This window comes from Bradyrhizobium sp. GCM10028915, from assembly GCF_042666195.1.
In the GTDB taxonomy this organism is placed as follows: Bacteria; Pseudomonadota; Alphaproteobacteria; order Rhizobiales; family Xanthobacteraceae; genus Bradyrhizobium; species Bradyrhizobium canariense_D.
The window spans coordinates 26,285-41,101 of sequence record NZ_JBHTFN010000043.1 but is presented as its reverse complement, the minus strand read 5'-3'; the positions used below and the strand labels follow the sequence as shown (position 1 = coordinate 41,101).

14 protein-coding genes are annotated in these 14,817 nt (G+C 58.9%); 8 read left to right on the top strand and 6 right to left on the bottom strand.

The window, feature by feature from the left end; genetic code table 11:
- Window positions 1-3: 3 nt before the first annotated feature.
- The gene (locus tag ACFQX9_RS18485) at window positions 4-1,215 is read right to left on the bottom strand and encodes an acyltransferase family protein (RefSeq protein ID WP_377789989.1); all 1,212 of its coding nucleotides are present in this window, start codon (window positions 1,213-1,215) and stop codon (window positions 4-6) included.
- Window positions 1,216-1,496: 281 nt separating this feature from the next.
- Between ACFQX9_RS18485 and ACFQX9_RS18480 the strand changes: the two genes are divergently transcribed.
- From ACFQX9_RS18480 to ACFQX9_RS18465, 4 genes are all read left to right on the top strand, one after another.
- Window positions 1,497-1,706 (top strand): hypothetical protein, encoded by a 210-nt coding sequence (locus ACFQX9_RS18480; RefSeq protein ID WP_157643072.1) that lies wholly within the window; start codon window positions 1,497-1,499, stop codon window positions 1,704-1,706.
- Between the two features lie 138 nt (window positions 1,707-1,844).
- The gene (locus ACFQX9_RS18475) at window positions 1,845-2,354 is read left to right on the top strand and encodes a hypothetical protein (protein WP_018458859.1); all 510 of its coding nucleotides are present in this window, start codon (window positions 1,845-1,847) and stop codon (window positions 2,352-2,354) included.
- Between the two features lie 28 nt (window positions 2,355-2,382).
- Window positions 2,383-4,614, top strand: coding sequence for an AAA family ATPase (locus ACFQX9_RS18470; protein ID WP_018458860.1), 2,232 nt, complete (start codon window positions 2,383-2,385; stop codon window positions 4,612-4,614).
- A 532-nt stretch (window positions 4,615-5,146) separates the two neighbouring features.
- Window positions 5,147-5,440 carry a hypothetical protein gene (locus ACFQX9_RS18465; protein ID WP_018458861.1) on the top strand — a complete coding sequence of 98 codons (294 nt, stop codon included), beginning with the start codon at window positions 5,147-5,149 and terminating at the stop codon, window positions 5,438-5,440.
- Window positions 5,441-5,477: 37 nt separating this feature from the next.
- Here the strand turns inward: ACFQX9_RS18465 and ACFQX9_RS18460 are convergent, their stop codons facing one another.
- Window positions 5,478-6,908 carry an undecaprenyl-phosphate glucose phosphotransferase gene (locus ACFQX9_RS18460; RefSeq protein ID WP_018458862.1) on the bottom strand — a complete coding sequence of 477 codons (1,431 nt, stop codon included), beginning with the start codon at window positions 6,906-6,908 and terminating at the stop codon, window positions 5,478-5,480.
- Between the two features lie 592 nt (window positions 6,909-7,500).
- On the opposite strand from ACFQX9_RS18460, the gene ACFQX9_RS18455 reads away from it, so the two are divergent.
- Complete coding sequence (locus ACFQX9_RS18455) at window positions 7,501-8,238, top strand: metallophosphoesterase family protein (RefSeq protein ID WP_026233678.1); 738 nt, start codon at window positions 7,501-7,503, stop codon at window positions 8,236-8,238.
- Between the two features lie 102 nt (window positions 8,239-8,340).
- On the opposite strand, the gene ACFQX9_RS18450 is transcribed toward ACFQX9_RS18455, so the two are convergent.
- On the bottom strand, window positions 8,341-8,604 hold the full coding sequence (locus tag ACFQX9_RS18450) for a hypothetical protein (protein WP_377789986.1): 264 nt from the start codon (window positions 8,602-8,604) through the stop codon (window positions 8,341-8,343).
- A 941-nt stretch (window positions 8,605-9,545) separates the two neighbouring features.
- Between ACFQX9_RS18450 and ACFQX9_RS18445 the strand changes: the two genes are divergently transcribed.
- Window positions 9,546-9,929 carry a hypothetical protein gene (locus tag ACFQX9_RS18445; protein ID WP_143273163.1) on the top strand — a complete coding sequence of 128 codons (384 nt, stop codon included), beginning with the start codon at window positions 9,546-9,548 and terminating at the stop codon, window positions 9,927-9,929.
- A gap of 179 nt (window positions 9,930-10,108) precedes the next feature.
- Here the strand turns inward: ACFQX9_RS18445 and ACFQX9_RS18440 are convergent, their stop codons facing one another.
- The gene (locus tag ACFQX9_RS18440) at window positions 10,109-10,324 is read right to left on the bottom strand and encodes a hypothetical protein (protein ID WP_018458866.1); all 216 of its coding nucleotides are present in this window, start codon (window positions 10,322-10,324) and stop codon (window positions 10,109-10,111) included.
- A gap of 1,398 nt (window positions 10,325-11,722) precedes the next feature.
- Between ACFQX9_RS18440 and ACFQX9_RS18435 the strand changes: the two genes are divergently transcribed.
- Complete coding sequence (locus tag ACFQX9_RS18435) at window positions 11,723-12,556, top strand: Crp/Fnr family transcriptional regulator (RefSeq protein ID WP_204514099.1); 834 nt, start codon at window positions 11,723-11,725, stop codon at window positions 12,554-12,556.
- A gap of 114 nt (window positions 12,557-12,670) precedes the next feature.
- On the opposite strand, the gene ACFQX9_RS18430 is transcribed toward ACFQX9_RS18435, so the two are convergent.
- On the bottom strand, window positions 12,671-13,102 hold the full coding sequence (locus ACFQX9_RS18430) for a hypothetical protein (RefSeq protein WP_018460247.1): 432 nt from the start codon (window positions 13,100-13,102) through the stop codon (window positions 12,671-12,673).
- A 233-nt stretch (window positions 13,103-13,335) separates the two neighbouring features.
- On the bottom strand, window positions 13,336-13,605 hold the full coding sequence (locus ACFQX9_RS18425; RefSeq protein ID WP_026233982.1) for a cyclase: 270 nt from the start codon (window positions 13,603-13,605) through the stop codon (window positions 13,336-13,338).
- 603 nt (window positions 13,606-14,208) lie between these two features.
- On the opposite strand from ACFQX9_RS18425, the gene ACFQX9_RS18420 reads away from it, so the two are divergent.
- On the top strand, window positions 14,209-14,616 hold the full coding sequence (locus ACFQX9_RS18420) for a hypothetical protein (protein WP_085357631.1): 408 nt from the start codon (window positions 14,209-14,211) through the stop codon (window positions 14,614-14,616).
- Window positions 14,617-14,817 lie beyond the last annotated feature (201 nt).

Sequence of the window (14,817 nt, the reverse complement as noted above, 5' to 3'; positions counted from 1 at the left end):
GCCTCAATTCGTCAGCCGCGCCGATGGCGCCGGAGATGGCGAAAAATCGGGCCGGCTTCCAAGGGCATTCCGAAGCAGCTTACCGCCAAGACTCTCGATGTAGAGATAGCTGAAGTTCGAAACTACCAGCACAGCGGCCAGGGAGATCACGAGGTTCAGCGTCGCCGACAGCCCCGTCCAGATCGAATCGAGCGCCGCGATCGGCCGTGGCCCAAGTGCCCGCACGAAGTACTCCGCGAAGAGCACCACGAGCGCATGCACCATATAGATGGAGTAGGATCTGCGCCCCAGCCACACCAGCGGCCGCGCCACCAGAATCTTCGGCACCAGCAACGCATCCGGAAACGCCAGCAGCGTGCCAAGGAAGGCTGCGAAAACAAGCGGCGCCAGGAAGGTGGTCGCCGGATTGGTCTCTGCGAGGCTGACCAGGACGATACTGGCAATCATGGCGATCAACTGCAGCCCTCCCTGCACGGCAGGGCTCGGCTTGCCTGGCAGCCGACGAACGATCCTGACGGTCAAGACACCGAGGAAGAAGCTCACAAAACAGCGAAGAATGCCGAAATCGGTCTGGAGTCCCAGACTCCTCTTGTCGAGCACGAAGACGATCACGACAAGACTTGCGACCGCGACGAGCCCGGAGACGGCGTAGAACCACGACAGCGAACGCATGCGCTGGGCCAGCAGGACGATCAGGCCGAACACCAGGTAGGTGTAGAATTCGACACTTATGCTCCAGCTCGGAGCGTTCCAGCTGAGATAGTCGATCAGTCCCATCGAATGCAGGAGAAAGACGTTGAGCAGGAAGGAATAGGCGTTGTTCACCTCGAAGGCGGCTGGCGCGGCAACCACGACGCCTGTGGCGACCAAGCCGATACGCAGGAGGCGGAACAGCAGGTTTGCGATCAGCATGACGATGTGAAGCGGATAGACCCGCGCCAAACGCCGCACCATGAATTCGCGCAGCGAGAAGCGTCCGAAGTCGCCCTCGACGTAGCTCAACGACATCACGATGCCACTGAGAACGAAGAACAAGTCGACCAATAGCCACGCGCTTCTGAAGAACGAGCAATTGATCCACGCATTGTGTGGGAATGCCGCGAGAAAGGTCGGCATCAGCAGGAGATGGTGGATCACCACAGATGTCGCGGCGATACCCCGGATGCTGTCGAGCGGCAGGACATGCGCTTTCTCACGATGAACCAACTCCGTCACATCGACATTCCGTAGCTGTTGCACCGCAGCAGTCTGTATCAGGTCTTTGCGTGCTTTCAATCGTCACGATTGAGGATTCGCGTATGACGCATGACGACCGGCGATAAATTCAACGCTCTCTGTCATTCGAACATGCGCGCGACAACTTTGCGCCATTTTTGCTGATCGGGGAGCATCGGGACGAACGAACTGACTCGCCGGCGAATGGTCGCGAGCATTTGCGAACAAAGTATGCGCGAAACCCGGCGGTGTTGCGATTTAGCCTGTACAGAAGATGTTTCTTGATCCAGGCGCTATCCAGCGCTGCTCGCTCGAACAATTTTCGTGTGTCAATTTCGCGACAAGATTTTTGCGACCGCCTCATAAATCTTCAAACTGCAAAAATCGCAGGCGCCATTGTGCCGATCTCGCAGGCATTGCAAATCGTACTTGCACAACCGACGAAAGGTAAGGCACTGATGTATCAATCGATGGGAAGCGCGACCGAATGAAACCCGCTTTTGCATCGCACAAAAATTGACACAGTTGGCTGCCACTCTTCGCGTGTACTGGTTTGCAGCAACGACGAAGGGACACGGATGAGCTGCGAAGTGACGCGTCGTACGAAGCCGAGATGGCTACCCATCATCTTGACGGGATTTGCTCTGATCGCATCGGGCGTCGGTCCGACCCGCGCTCAATGCGTTGGATTCTCGGACCGCGCCTCACAAACCGAACTCGACGCCTTCGTGAAGGCGCCGTCTTCGCTTCTGGAACGGCTACGCAACGACAAAGAGAAGCTGAGGGCTCGCCTTTCTTCATATATCGCGACCAATCCATCGGTGTTGCCGTCGGTGCAGACGCTCATTTCCGAATTGGCTTCCCCCGACCGCTCGACCATCGGCGCGGCGCTGCGGCTCGCAGAAGCGCTGTGCACGTCAACGAAACCGGACGCTGCGCGCAAGATTAGGGATTTCACGCAGCGAGTCGGTGACCTCGCCGTGCAGGCGGGCTATTCCGCGGCGGGAGAAGATGGCTCCAGCGCCCAATTGCAGCCGAGAGACAACAAGCCGACGCAGCCTCGGGGCGGAGCGCTGTTGGAAGGCGAATGGAAGACCAAACTGGCCAATCCATTCAAACCTGTTCCCCTCCCGAATTGATCCTGACCATTAAGGCAGCGAATTTCAGATGTATCAGCCTAGAGAACACTTCCAATCGGGACACCGGTTTGGCATCGAGTTTGGCGGCGCGGTCCTCAGCTTTGACCGTGTCACTGATGTCCTTCGTCGGCAATGGCCGCTGATCGCTGCGGCAGTTGGCGCTTCGCTGGCTCTGGTGATCGTCTATCTGGTTCTGGCAAAGCCGATGTATACGGCAAACGCCCGTATCATGATGGACACCCGGCAAACCCAGGTTCTGGACAAGGACAGCGGGACCAACAGCGCTCTGATCGACACCGGCTATGTCGACAGCCAGGTCGAAGTCATCAATTCTGACGATCTTATCCTTTCAATCGTTCGCCGCCTGCGGCTCACCGAGGATCCGGAATTCAACGGATCCAATCCAGGACTTCTCGCCGTCGTTACCGGCAAGATCATGTCAGTGTTCGAATCCGGCGAACCGCCCACGCAGGAGCGGATCGAACATGCCGTGGTGGAATCGATTCAAAAGAGTCTCAGGGTCGAGCGCGTCCTGACCACATACGTCTTGTCGCTCAATTATCGCGCACACAGCCCGGACAAGGCAGTCAAGATCGTAAATGCGATCGCCGATGCCTACATCGTGGGTGCACTGGAAGCAAAATACCAGTCCACTAAACGGGCGACCGAATGGCTCCAGCAGCGGAGCGTCGAGCTCAGCGAGCAGGCGACGGCCAGCGACCGCGCGGTGCAAACCTTCAAGGCAGAGCACAATATCGTCGGAACCAGCCGCGGCCTCATGTCCGAGCAGCAATTGTCGGACTTGAATACACAGCTGGTTCAGGCGCGGGCGGCCACGGCCGAAGCCAAGGCGCGCCTCGATCGGATCGAAGCGATTTCCGACCAAGACCTCGCCCAACCCACCGTGACGGACGCCCTTAACAACTCGGTCATTACGCGCCTGCGCGCCCAGTACCTCGATTTACAGGCCCAATATGCCGATTGGTCAAGGCGTTACGGCAAGACCCATCTTGCAGCGGTCAATTTGGCCAACAAGATGGAGGAACTGCGCAAGAATATCGCCGATGAGCTTCATCGGATTGGGGACGCTTATCGCAGCGACTACGAGATCGCAAAAAGCCGAGAGGCTTCTCTCGATAAGAACGTGAAAGAGCTGGTCGCCCAGGCGGGTCACACCGGCCAGGCAGAAGTCAAGCTGCGCGATCTCGAAAGCGCGGCCGACACCTATCGCAATCTCTACAACAACTTCCTGGAGAAGCTGCAAAGCGCCACCCAAAATCAGAGCTTCCCGCTCAGCGAGGCACGCCTGATCAGCACCGCGACCAAGCCTGATCGCAAAAGCTCGCCGCGGACGGTTTTGGCCCTGGTGGGAGGCTTGGTCGGCGGCCTCTGCCTCGGCTTCGGCGCCGCCTTTGCGCGCGAGCTCCTCAACGACGTCTTGCGGACCCCCGGAGAGGTCGAGGACGAACTCGGCGTGAAGTGTCTTGGCGTTCTCCCAGATATTCGCCCGCCGACAAAGACGCGCGCGTTGCTTTCGGCATCCGCGAAAGCCGACGAAGCGGGACTATCCCGCTATGTCGTCGATCATCCGTTCTCGCGGTTTGCGGAAACGTTGCGCAACATCAAGGTCTCAATCGACGTTGCGCGCATGACCCGAGAGATCAAGGTCATCGGCATTGTATCGTCGCTGCCAAAGGAAGGAAAAACGACAGTCGCGGCCAATTTCGCTCAGTTGATTGCCATGACAGGTCACCGCACCATCCTCATCGACGGCGACCTGCATACGCGCTCACTCACACGGGAACTCGCGCCGAACGCCAACAGCGGACTGGTCGAGGCCCTCAGTGATCCCACGGGCTTCAGCTATCACGTGCAACGAAGCAAGGAGACCGGTCTCGATTTCCTGCCGTCCATCGTTGCTTCGCGCATGGTCAATTCGGCCGACGTCATCGCATCGAGGCCAATGGCCGACCTGCTCGCGATGCTCCGGGAACACTACGAATATATCATTATCGATCTTGCGCCTGTGATGCCGGTGGCGGACTCAAAAGCGTTCAGCGTCCTCATCGATGCAATGGTCTATGTGATCGAATGGGGAGCAACCACGCGAGCTGCGCTTCAAGAATCAATTTCGGGGTCGGAGATCCTTCAGAAGAAGCTGCTGGGTGCTGTCCTCAATCGCGCCAACCCGAAGATGCTTGGACGCATCGAGGCGTATAAGGGTAAGCACCGCAACAGCTATTACGTCGAACATTCCTAGAGCGAGGGGCGCAGCAAGCCGCACAGTCCGCGGCTGCGCCCCTAGCGCAGGCCCCGACCTGCTGACGGCCGCCGCGGAGCCTTCCGAAGAGACTGCAGGGACCCACTTTTCGGTCCCATCGTCTGCAGGAGCCGACCGAAACGGGCCGTCGGAAATTCGCAGCCGTGGGGCGGGACGCCAGGCGGGGCGAAGATGCGTCAGCGGGGCTCTATTTGAGTTCCGGGGCCGCGACGACGTCGGAACCAACCCGCCAAGTGACCCCATCGTCGGGCTCCGATACGCGCCCAATCCCCGTATTCATCCGGAATCCACAAATGCCGATCTCTGCCATAGCCCAAGGCATGGATTGACGACGGCGATCCGGACGAAAGATAGTAGATAGTGACGTGTTGCCTGCACAAACCTGCCCCCGGCACGAAGGGCTGTTGATCGTGACCGCAACCTGGACTGCCGAATCTTTGAGCACCTTTCCTTCCGAGGTTCAGGGGGCTAACGTGCGCTCATACTCTTCGCATTTTTTCGGCAGGTTCGGATGGTGATTGCTCTTATTGTCCTGAGCATCTGGGTGTTGCTCAATATTCTTTTCGTGTTGATCGTGGTTCCCCCGCGTAAGGCCCGCCGGGGATCCCGACCGCTGGCGACCACTCTCGCGCCTGCCCCGCTCGATCCGAATCGCCGAGAGCTCGAGCATGACGAGCCTTTTTCGCTTCGTCACGTCGTTGCCTCAGTCGCCATGGGAGCGTTCTTCGTCCTTGTGCCGCCAATGCTTGCGCTGCGGGACGCCGTCCTTCGTCTCTTCAAGAAGACCCCCGGCAACGGAAGCTGACGGCCGATAAGTGCCGCCGCCACCTAGGCGGCTCCTACTAATAGGCCTCCTGGAACAGGACCGTCGAGGCCGTACGCGCCATGATCTTCAGATCCAGCCAGATACTCCAATTGCTGACGTACCAGACGTCATATTCCACCCTTTTTTCCATCAGGTCGATCGTCGGGGTTTCTCCCCGGAAGCCGTTGACCTGAGCCCAGCCTGTCAGGCCCGGCTTCATGTGGTGGCGGTAGACGTATTTGCTGATGAGTTCATCGTAGTAATTGTCATGGGCGAGCGCATGCGGGCGCGGCCCGACCAGGGACATGTCGCCGCGCAAGACATTCCAAAGCTGCGGCAACTCGTCGATGCTTGTCATGCGAAGGAAACGCCCGATCTTGGTGACCCGAGCATCCCGTTTGGTGGCCTGGGTAATCGTCTGGCCGTCCTCGCAGACCGTCATGGTCCGAAATTTCCATATCTCGAACGGCTTGCCGTTGAACCCTCGGCGCGACTGGCGGAAGATGGCAGCTCCCGGCGATCCGAGCTTGATCAGAACGGCGACTGTCAGCAGCAGCGGTGCAAGTATGACGAGCGCCAACAAGGCCACCCCTACATCAAGACAGCGCTTTTGGAAACGCTCGAAAACACTGAGCGGCGGCCGCTGAATCTCGACCGCTACGGTCCCGCTGACTGGCAGGAATGGGCGCGACACGAGGTCGGCGATTGAATCATCCGGCAGAAGGCGTACCGGTTGGGGCACCGCGCGCAGGAAGGGCCCGATCTTTCGGAGCATCGGCAATTCGTTCCAATCGATCGCTAGAAGATATTCATCGACGTCCGCCTGGCGCGATTGCCGAATGACATCGCGAATCTGTCGCTCCCAATGGCCGTCGCCGCTGTCGATCCCAAGCACGAAATGACGCATGACGTCGAAACCGTTTCTGCGCAAATCCTTGAAGCGGCTTGAGGTGAAATCGAGCGGCTTCAGGCTCAACAGGATCACCTTGCGATCGACCAAGCGGCTTCTGGCATAGTTTGTCGCGAGTACGAACTGCCAGACAAAGCGCAGACTGATCAATCCGGCGCCTCCGATTGCAGCAAAAATGATCACTGTGCCGCGAGACAGATTGTCCGTGGATTTGAGCAGAAATGCCGCCATAGCGAGGATCGTCAGCGACGCCAACCAGATGAAGACGGCCTTGCGCAGCTGCCAGACCAGATTCAGCAAGCGGTGCGTGGCGTAGACGTCCTGGGAATATGCGACCGCGACGAACACAACGCCGACAATCAATCCTGCCCCCATCGACGCGCCGTCGCCAGTGGAGGCAAGCGCAACATTGTAGAGCGCCGCCCCTGCACCATAACTGAGCAGGATCAGCAGCAGGTCGGCAGCGATGATGACGATCTGAAAAGGCCGCTGAAGAGCCGTGCCGCGCGTTGACGACAGTGCACCAGCGCCTTCAGAACCATAAGTTGCAACAGCCATTCGAACCTCTGCTATCGAGAATGCTTGACGCTGATCCGTGATGCTGAAGATCCGTCACTTCCCCGAACGCAAACTGTGAAGTGATCACAGCGATATTGTGGCGCTGCACGCGAAACTTTTGCGATGCATGAATGCATCGCGTTTTGTTGAGAGGTCATGGGCGCGGAAGACCTGCGTCACAGTGCTGACACACGATCGAAACTCGCTGCCCTATTTTGAATCAGGTTCCGCGTCGAATTCGCTGGGGCGCCTGCGTGAAGCGATAGCAGCTCATCTTTGATGCGCCTGTTGCCCACATTGAGTGACTCCGCAACCGATGTGATTCGATTAGTAGAAGTCCGATGAATTACGATCTAGAGCTGTATCCGCCCAGCTGTCTTCAGCGAGGCAGGCATCTTCCCGCTGCCGGGCGCGATGCAGCCCACGGCAGAGTTGCCTGATTTGCTCAGCGCGCGCCGACAAGCTAAGCAAGCGAATACCCTCCTTTCCTTCGGCGCAATCGGGCTGTCTGAGAGGCGACACCCTTCAATAAGGTCCGGCCGCGGACCGACTTGGCGAAACTGTCCCCACCACCTCACCGAGTGTGCGCGCCATGACATCTTTTGCCCAATCACACCCGCCGATTCACAGGCCGCAACTGCCGGATGGCGTCCGAATTTACGCGATCTCGGATATTCATGGCTGCTCGCATTTGCTGCAGCCCATGCTGCGGGTCATCGACGCCGACTTGGCCCACAGTCGGCCACGCTATGCGATCGAGGTGTTCATGGGCGACTATGTCGATCGCGGCCCGGACACGCGCGCCACGCTTGACCTCTTGGTCGAACGAAGCCGGCGGGGAAACTCGATTTTTCTCAAGGGAAACCACGAGGCATTTTTAGTGAGGGTTTTCGAAGACCCTTCGTTGTTTGAAGATTGGCTTCGCATCGGTGGCGCCCAGACACTCATGTCCTATGGACTCGCGCCGCCAGACCTGAAGCGCGACGACCCAGCGTCGATCATGCGCGATTTGATCCGCGCAATGCCGGGTGAGCATCTGGAGTTCCTGGACGAACTACGGCTTAGCTTTACCTGTGGAGATTTTTTCTTCGTCCACGCCGGCGTTCGCCCGGGTGTCCCCTTGGCAGAGCAAAGCGAAAGCGACCTGCTTTGGATTCGCGAAGAGTTCCTTCAGAGTGAGGAGCAGTTCGGCAAATATATCGTTCATGGTCACACGCCGGTGCGCACCGCCGAAGTTCTGGCAAACCGGGTCAACATCGATACGGGCGCCTACGCGACGGGCAATCTAACTCTCATGAGCATACAAGGCAGCCGGATGCTCGCGGTATGACTGCCCAGGATATGACTAGCCTGGGAATGTCTCCCGATTCGTCGGGAAGATTGTTCCTGAAGCCAATGGAATGCCTCGGCGGTCACGAGCTAAGAGCATCACCTAGTTGAGCACGAGTGGCATTTCCCGTCCTGCCCGCGTGTCGGCCATCCAGTTGCGCCAGGCCCGCTCATGCTTGGCGTAGAGCTCCAGCCATCGTTGTCCCGGCTTGTTCTGATCGAAGCGAAGGCCAGGGCCGAGGGGCGCGTCGGGCTTGTCCAACGTCTCGAACTCGATGGTTTCCGCGATCGTCAAACCGAAAAGGACACGCTCTCCTGTACCGTCCACGATGTACCGTCGCGGTGCGTCCCTCATCGGCTGGGTCATGTTCTGTGTCGCCTATGGTCGTGAGAACAAAGGTGTCGCTCGCACGCTGGACGAGGCCTAAAAGGCACGTCGGACGTGTCCGAATGCCGAGCTGGGAGTCGATCGGGCCGTTCTGCGCGAGGTGCCGGAGGGCTCGTTCGTCGCCGTTCGTTGCGGGTGCCGGGTACGCAGCGCATAGCCCAACGTGACGCCGGCGCAGAAGATCAAAGCGAAGACCAATGCAGAAGCCATAGGAGTCGTCCCTGAATAGTGCAGTGCTCATCAAGAGTGAGCAGTGTGTCGACATCATGATTCCTGATGATCTTGGTGGCTCTCCTGCTGCCAAAAGATTGCCCACGCGTGATCGTGTCCTGAGCAGCAGCATCTGAGTTGTCTGATAGCGCGATCTTTTGGCCGGACGCACCGACACGGATGGTCACCTTCAAATCTGTTCTGTCCCGTCCAGGTGGATTCGCGCACCTGAAGAGCTGGATTTCGCAGCCATTCTATGGAACGATGCGCTTGCAACCTTTTAGAGGCCGCCGCATTATTTCTCGCCCATTTCGAGAGGGATTGATCCAATGAACTTCCGCACCCTTGCTCCATCCATTGCTCTTTCTGTTCTTGGCCTTGCTTTGATAACGACCGCAGCTTCAGCCGCGGAGCTCGCGCTTGCTCCTGCGCATCATCGGTCGGCCCACGTCCGAACCGGTTACGTGTTTTGGGATGATGTCTACCCGCCTGCGATCTATGGCCCCAACCTTCGCTCTGTCGAGGAAGTCGCCGCGCTCAAGGCGGAGGCCCGACCTGTGTCGCAACGCTGGTGGGGGTATTGGTACGCTCGGTGAACGGCACAGCGTTTAGCGACCAGCCGCGTTCACCCATGAATCGCCGCAACACCGGGCAGCCGGTGGCGGCGATTTTGTTTGAGCTTGCCTGGCCGATCCAACCATGATCACCGCATGGGCGGCAGCATGAGGCCCAAAACAGCGGCGGCAAGCCTATGTTTTTTCGCGGGATACTGGCTGCAAGCGCATGCTGCGGCCGCAGGTGAATGCGCCTTGCGGCCCGAGCGCTTCGTACTGCTTTCCGACACCGTGTATTGGGTTGTTTCAATCCCAGCCGGCACGGAATGCCTGCAAGGCCTGCGCGGCAGAACTCAGCTTCTGGATGAAGTTAAACTGGCAGAGGCGCCCAGTGCCGGTCATGTGACGATCGTCGGCCCGTCATTTCGCTACCAAGCCCCCTCACGTCCAGGGACTGACCGGTTTCGAATTGCGGTGTCAGGCGAAAACCGCAGGCAGCGCGGATCCTCGATCATCGCTGTGGAAGTGACCGTCAGATAGGGCCGTGCCGACTGGCGAGGAAGCGGAGCCGGAGCGCTGTCGCTGCACTGGACGGCTCGATGGAGAAATTGAGGCAGCCCCAGCCCGTGCCGCCTAAACTCAGTTCCGTCGCGGAAGGATCCTCACGGAAGGCTGCTGCCGATTGCCGGCAAGCTTTCGAGGTCCCGTCGGGAACGCTGCTACTTCGCCTGCGCACCCCGGTCCCAGGGCCGCTTGCCATCCGCACCCCTGTCCCACGGCCGCGCGGTCGGGGCGTCCTTCTCCTGCGTGGCGGCCTGCGCACGATCGGCCTGAACCCGTTCGCGATCGGTCAATGGGGCCTTCGGGGCTAGCGGTTCGGGCTGCGCCAAGGCCGGCGTCGCGATGAGCAGCATCGCCAAAATCAATTTTTTCATCCCCGGCCTTAACACACTGGCCGCAGGCTGTCCGATCTATTCGGAGTCATAGCTCGAAGGAAAAGGCCCACAACGGTGGGCCTTTCGGTGAGAGCTGATGAATAGATCGCCCTATTTCTGATCTTCGTTGCTGGTGCCTGATCCGGGGCTTCCGATCGGCAAACCATTAGCTGAATGACCAACCCCGGAGTTACGCTCGGCTTGCGCGGCGGCCGGCGTCTTTCCGTTCGCGGTTGGGGGTTGGACGTTCGGATTGTTCTGGCTGGGGTTGGGGCTGCTCGTGTTCACGTTAGCGCCGGTGGTGGTGCCTTGAGTCCCTATGCCGGAAGGAGCCGAGGGGCCCGAGGTCGCGCTGCTCGACGAGGTGCCTGTCCCAGCACCAGAGCTTGCCGCCGAACCCGCGCCGCCGCCGGCTCCCCCACCCGAGCCGCCACCGCCGCCTTGGGCGAACGCTGTCGACGAGAATGCTATGCAGGCAAGGACAACGAACAGAGGTTTGCGGATCATGGATGCGTCTCCCTGCGCTTGAACAGCAATCACGACAGACGCAGGAAGTTCCTTCGCTGCCGCGGTCCGAATTCCCTGCGAACAGGGAATTTTACAGGGAAAGCGCGCCTGCGGTGAGGCCGCTATCCCATGAAAATGCGAACATTTGCCTCGAAATTCAGTGCATCCGGGGCGCGATCCGCCAAATCCGAACAGGGAATTTATCGCTAGCGAACAGGGAATTTGCGTGCATACGGCTGGACGAAACAGGCGATGTGCGGGCTACGGATCCGTGCCGCATGCCGTGGCGCGAATAGCGCAAGCATCGCCTGTGGATCACCGCCAGTGCAGGGGCGGCGTCTGCGCACGGCGAGGAATCGCGAACAGTCGCCGAATTTAACTGGCAGCAGGGCCCTCCTAGGCTGTGTACTCATTAAGCAGCTGGCCGCGTTATGTCCGCACTTTCGGCAGACCTAAGCGTGCTGGCCTGGGGCCTCCCGACGGACAACGCCCGCATGTCCGTTGAGGGCAAAAGCGTCGCTCTGGCGGACGGCGACAAACTTCCGGCTTTACCCCAATCGACCGACGGATAATTGCACCGTGTCAACGGAAGCGCCGGGCCAAAAGACGTGCACGCCCCACACCGCCGAAGACGTCAGCTAGGAAGCCAAGAGCAAGCGCTGCCGGAACCATCACCGGTTGATCATCCCGCAGGGCCCCGCTCGCCGAGTCGCACAACGGGCGTGAATAGTATGATGTATGCAAGATCCTGCTTGCGCGGCGAGACGCCGGCAGCGTCTCCGCAAATGTCCGTGCTTGATCTCGACTAATGGCTCTGTTTGGATAGTTGCCTTTCGGCAACTCATAATTCGGATAATCCTAGTGAATGAAATAGATGGACGCGGCCGTTCAGTGGGGGCTCTTTCACAAGAAAGCATCGGGACCGTCAACCGCACTGGCATCGGGAATCGGCTACTGGCAGCGCTGCCGCCAGCGGATCTCAGCTTGCTCACGCCCTACTTCCAGAAGATCTCGTTTGAGCCAGATGCGGTTCTGGTGCGCTCGGGCGATGAGATGGACCCGGTCTATTTTCCCCATAGCGGCGCAATCGCCTTCATGCTCGATATGCCGGACGGGCAAACGGTCGCAACCACCTTGATGGGACGGGAAGGCGCTTTGGCCTCTTTCTCCGTACTCGGCCCATCGCTTTCATCCGTGACCGCGATTGCACGCATCGCTGGCACAGCATCATTGATTTCCGCCGCCAAATTTCGGGATGCCTATGCGCAAAGCGCAGCCATCAGGAATGTCGTTCAGCTCCACGCCCGCGCGGTGTTATTGCAACTCCAGCACGTAGCCGCTTGCAACGCGCTGCACCGGGTGGATGGCCGCATGGCGCGGTGGCTTCTGCAGCTTCACGACCGCGTTCCAGATGACCTCCTTCCGGTGACGCAGGAGGCGCTTGCGCAATTGCTTGGGGTGCGGCGGACGACAGTGACTCTGACGATGAGCAAGCTGCGCGCGGCCGGCGCCGTCCCCTCCGACCGGCGCGGGTTTATCGAGATCGACCGGGTGCGGCTCGAGCGCGTTGTATGCGACTGCTATGCGCTCATGCAGCGCAAGATCGATCGGATGTATTGCCAGGAATTGTCGGCGCCCCAGCCTACCCGTGCGCCGTTCCGGGAAAGCGCCATCGTCTCGTCCGGCGGAGCGAGTGGTGAATCCAGAGCCGTTTCGCAGAAATAGAGACCATGCGATAGCCGCCTTCGGTCAGAAGCTGCCATTAGGTAGCAGGCCGGCGCAGGTCCGCAACGGGACATGAGCCGACTTCGCTCCAAGCAGCGATACTTGTCAGGCTCCTTAGCGGCCGTAGGGGAAGCAGCGGTGGCGATCGAGTGTGAGACCGAAATGCGCTCCTAGCGCAGCGATGGCCGCATCCTGCTCAGGATAAGGATCGGCATTGCATGCGGCAACGATGATGATCCGGAACCCGCCGCGATCCTTGCCACCCGGTGGCAGCATCGCTGTAGCCAGTGGATTACCCTCCCTGTCACGCAACGTGAGGAAAAGCGGCATCTCTCGCTGTACATGGGCCTCGAGGCCGATGTCGCGCTCGATCGCGTTGGGCTGCTCCGGACGCCAGGATTGGACTGCCTTCTCTCGCTCGCGGCAGAAATATTTCTCGACTGTGTGGCGCATCAGGCGCGACTCTTGCACCGCTTCACCTTCCGTTTCGATACGGAACCAGGTCTTACCCTTCGGCGTGTCGCAAACATACTGCATTTCGCCCATCCTGATCGCCGCAATTCTAGGGCGGCGGGCCCGCAAAGCCAGAATGTCATTCTCGTCGCGTTTCGATCTTTGCGTTTTTACACAGCCAGGGTCAATCGCGTCACTTTGGCCGCGTGCCGTTCTCTACCGGTCTACCCCTGTGAACGGATATCGTCAGACCGCTTCGGCATGTCTCAATGGGCCAACAGGCGACATGGTACCACCACAGCCGGCACTTGGCCGGGATCGATACTTCACGCCTTTTTGGTAAACCAAATCGTTGGAGCTTTCGCTACTCCCGCATTCTGCATGGCATTCTTCAATTCAGCACTCTCCGCGAAGGCTTGCGCAGCTTCAATCGTGGCAAACTCGTGAGTTACTGTGATGTCATTGGGATTTTCGACTGCTCGGTAGACAGCCTCGGCTGTTACGCCCTTCGTCTTCTGAACCGAAGCAAAATCGTCGTAAACTTTCCGCCAGGTCTTGTAGTCGGAAACCGTGTGTCTAACAAACATAGTCGTCATCAGATGTTCCTCCCAGACTGGTCGTAGCAATCTTTCCACGAACGCTTGAAACAGCACTTCCAGTAGCACCAGTATAATACCGGCCATCGCTTGGAGCTATTTCATTTCCGGGTTGCACTGATGGCATCGGACCTTGCCCTTTGTCCGATAAAACTGAGGCGTGCTGCCACTTCGCTGATGGGCTAGCTCCGGGCGGTCTTGCGGGAGCAGCATCATCGCCTCCGCACTCGACGCCAATAGGTCGTGGCCGCGCACTTACTGCGACCCGCCACAGGACCAGTCAGTGACACTGACTTGCGTATTCAGTTGGTCGCAGTGTGAAGTTGCTGACGCCGGGTCCGAACTTCAGGCCTAAGCAAACTGAGGCATTATGCCTCTTGGGCGAAACACCCATTTCTAGGGCGCGTCCGTTCTCGTAGAATGTGGTTGCCCTTGAAGCGGGATGTGCCGAAGTCACCGTTCGGGATCAACGAGCAGTACTAGCGCTGTCGGCAGGTACGCTACGCTAAGAGACCGCCCCCTTTTCGGTTTCACACCACGATTTCACATTCCACACGCGCAGCTTTTGCGGCGGTTTGTTGCAGGAACCCAGGGAGAAAAGCGATGAGCAAGATCGATCGAAGGTCTGCATTGACATTCGGGTTGGCAGCGGCTTCGGCGGCCATGATAAAGCCCGCCGCCGCTCAAACGACGGGCTACAAGGACACAACTCCGTGGCCAGGTGTGGTGGTGCGTGAGTATGATAGCGAGACACCATCGCTGATCCCGGGTTTTAAGACCGTCTCAATGCGCGACATCATCATGCAGCCGGGATCGAAGACCATGGGGCCCCCGATGATGAATGCCATGGTCTGCCATATCACCGAAGGAGAGCTTCGGCTTGAGCAGGACGAAAAGACCTTTACCGGCAAGAAGAATTTTGTCTGGACCTGCAACAAGGACACAAAGGAGCAGGCGTTCAATGATGGGAACGTGGTCGCGATTATGCGGATCACCGACCTAAAGGCTTAAGGTTCGTTTCTTCGCAAAGAAAAACGATTGTAGTTGCGAATGGCGCACGCGACGGCGCACCGATCGCGTCGGTTTGCCCTCTGACGTGACTTCCTGGTTGCGCCGAACTCTAGATATGTCGCTGCGCCAACTGATGCGAGACAAACGTCTAAGGGCTAGTTGGTGGACGATATGAAATCGACGAGGGCCCCGCCAATTGGT

Bases quoted from the DNA above. Each gene is read 5' to 3' on its own strand.
- ACFQX9_RS18470 (WP_018458860.1), top strand. From the start codon at position 2,383: ATGTATCAGCCTAGAGAACACTTCCAATCGGGACACCGGTTTGGCATC.
- ACFQX9_RS18465 (WP_018458861.1), top strand. From the start codon at position 5,147: ATGGTGATTGCTCTTATTGTCCTGAGCATCTGGGTGTTGCTCAATATT.
- ACFQX9_RS18460 (WP_018458862.1), bottom strand. From the start codon at position 6,908: ATGGCTGTTGCAACTTATGGTTCTGAAGGCGCTGGTGCACTGTCGTCA.
- ACFQX9_RS18455 (WP_026233678.1), top strand. From the start codon at position 7,501: ATGACATCTTTTGCCCAATCACACCCGCCGATTCACAGGCCGCAACTG.
- ACFQX9_RS18450 (WP_377789986.1), bottom strand. From the start codon at position 8,604: ATGACCCAGCCGATGAGGGACGCACCGCGACGGTACATCGTGGACGGT.
- ACFQX9_RS18445 (WP_143273163.1), top strand. From the start codon at position 9,546: ATGGGCGGCAGCATGAGGCCCAAAACAGCGGCGGCAAGCCTATGTTTT.
- ACFQX9_RS18440 (WP_018458866.1), bottom strand. From the start codon at position 10,324: ATGAAAAAATTGATTTTGGCGATGCTGCTCATCGCGACGCCGGCCTTG.
- ACFQX9_RS18430 (WP_018460247.1), bottom strand. From the start codon at position 13,102: ATGGGCGAAATGCAGTATGTTTGCGACACGCCGAAGGGTAAGACCTGG.
- ACFQX9_RS18425 (WP_026233982.1), bottom strand. From the start codon at position 13,605: ATGACGACTATGTTTGTTAGACACACGGTTTCCGACTACAAGACCTGG.
- ACFQX9_RS18420 (WP_085357631.1), top strand. From the start codon at position 14,209: ATGAGCAAGATCGATCGAAGGTCTGCATTGACATTCGGGTTGGCAGCG.